At 61.7% G+C, this 1704-nt stretch carries 1 protein-coding gene and 1 other RNA gene; one reads left to right on the forward strand and one right to left on the reverse strand.

The window, feature by feature from the left end; all coding sequences use genetic code 11:
* Positions 1–18: 18 nt before the first annotated feature.
* Positions 19–388: RNase P RNA component class A (rnpB, locus tag ACH2EH_RS10525), an RNA gene on the forward strand.
* 55 nt (positions 389–443) lie between these two features.
* On the opposite strand, the gene ACH2EH_RS10530 is transcribed toward rnpB, so the two are convergent.
* The coding region (locus ACH2EH_RS10530) for a S41 family peptidase (protein WP_395141452.1) at positions 444–1704 on the reverse strand (1261 nt) is incomplete at its 5' end.

Genomic DNA, 1704 nt, shown 5'->3' on the forward strand with positions numbered 1-1704 from the left:
TCTGATACAATGGCCGCTGGAGTGGGACGGGTGGTCGCAGGTGGCAATTGCTGCTTGAGGAAAGTCCGGGCTTCACAGGGCAGGGTGCAGGCTAACGGCCTGGCGGGGTGACCCGACGGAAAGTGCAACAGAAAGATACCGCCTGGCCCCCGAGCCCCCGTCCAACGGGGGAACAAGGGGGCCGGGTAAGGGTGAAATGGTGCGGTAAGAGCGCACCGGCGGTGCGGAGACGTACCGGCCCGGCAAACCCCACTCGAAGCAAGGTCAGAGGGAGGAGTTGAGGCGGCTCGCTGATCCTCCCGGTAGACCGCAGGAGGCGTTCGGTAACGAACGCCCCAGATAGATGACCACACAAACACAGAACCCGGCTTACAGGCCCACTCCAAAATCCGCGCCTCGGTTTTCGCTCCCATGAACGGGAGCGATCTAATGGCGATCTCAGGCTATTTTTTTGTGCTCAACCGCCCTGGCTTCGCCTCAGGAAGCTTGACGGGCTTGGCTTTGCCCATCAACGCTTTGACAGCGGCCGCAAGCTGCGGATCACGGCCTGCCAGCTCATCAGTGGGGCTGATCAGCACACGGAGATCGGGCTCCGCCCCCGTGTGCTCCTCATTAACCCCATCACTCACGCGATACCAGCCACGACCCGGCGTTCGAACCTGTGAGCCATCCAGAATGGCTTGTGCACCGGTGGAGACCACGGCCCCGAAGGTAGTAACACCGATGATCGGGCCACGGTCAAGCTGTTTGAAGGCATGGGCGAAGATCTCCGCGTTGGAGTAGCTATTCTCATTGATAAGTAGCCCCGCGGGTTTGCGCCAGGGGTAGTACGGTAGGCGATCCGTCGGATAGCCAGGGGCACCGTCGCGGGCAATCGTGTAGGCATGACGCGGCTGCGTGAGCATCGTGAGTAGATAGTCCGCCGTCGAGCCGCCGCCGTTGTCGCGCACATCAATCAAAAGCCCATCGCGCCCATAACCTTCGGCATAGAGCCCGCCCTCAAACTTATCCTGGCTGAGCTTATCCATCCCCTGAATGTGCAGATACGCCAGCTTGCCGTTGCTGAGCTTGTGCGTGAGCTCCTGGCGGCTGGCAGTCCAGTCGTCGTAGAGAATACTTGCAAGTGTGGTGGTCGCCGCCGGGACGATAAGCACCTCACGCTCTTTGCCATCGGTGCCTTTCACCGTGAGCGGGAGCTTCTCCCCAACCGTGTCCGCAAGCAGCTCATCGGGATTGCTATCGGCTTCGAGAGTGGTCGCCCCGATGGCGATGATAACCTCGCCTGGTAGTAGCTTGGACTCTGCTCGATCCGCCGGGCTACTCTTGAGAACCCGGGCCACTTTCAGCCCCGGACCGCTGTAGCCCTCGTCCCAGACGACCCCCAGAAAGCCGGTCGGGATCGGTGTCACGCCCCCATCGGAGATAATCCCTGGCTGAATGCCGATATGCGACGAGTTCAAATGCCCCATGAGCAGGCGAATCACATCGTAGAAATCCATCGGGTCCGACGCGGCGGCGGCCATCGGGCGGTATTTTTCCCGTAGCGCTGCCCAGTTCGCGCCGTGGAAGTTCGGGTCGTAGAAGGTCTGGTTCATCACCTCCCACGCTTCCTCGAAGACGGCTTTCTGGAGCGCACGCTTGTCGTAGCTGAGCTTGGCACGAAACGCCACAGGCCGGGCCTCCGGGGCCGCAGGCGAGGCGGCG

Origin of the sequence: Armatimonas sp. (genome assembly GCF_043760365.1) — a bacterium.
In the GTDB taxonomy this organism is placed as follows: Bacteria; Armatimonadota; Armatimonadia; order Armatimonadales; family Armatimonadaceae; genus Armatimonas.